Source organism: Arthrobacter sp. 'calajunan' (assembly GCF_046940185.1).
GTDB lineage: Bacteria > Actinomycetota > Actinomycetes > Actinomycetales > Micrococcaceae > Glutamicibacter > Glutamicibacter soli.
The window spans coordinates 1-330 of the sequence record NZ_JBKZDY010000031.1 but is presented as its reverse complement, the minus strand read 5'-3'; the positions used below and the strand labels follow the sequence as shown (position 1 = coordinate 330).

Genomic DNA, 330 nt, shown 5'->3' with positions numbered 1-330 from the left:
AAACGCCGTACAATTAACACATGTACGAAGCAATGCAGCAACGCCACCGCCCGCCCGTACCACCGGTCCACACCGAATGCACCGCGGTGCTCACCGCCCTGGCCACCCAGCTCGCCCGCACCCTCGAATGCGGCAGCACCGCCGACTGCGCCGCCGCCATCGAAGAACTCACCGCCCTGACCGCCGGCTACGACTACCTCAAAGCGATGCTCGCCCACCAGCTGGAAAAAGAAGTCTTCCGCACCAACGAGAACAACGGCACCCACGCCAACGACCTCACCCGCGGAGCAGCCAGCACCGTCGCCCTGGCCCGCAAACGCGACCCCCGCG

General features: G+C 66.4%; 1 pseudogene. It reads left to right on the top strand.

What is annotated here, in order from left to right:
* Positions 1 to 20 precede the first annotated feature (20 nt).
* Positions 21 to 330, top strand: a pseudogene (locus RF641_RS17525) (hypothetical protein); the annotation flags it as partial.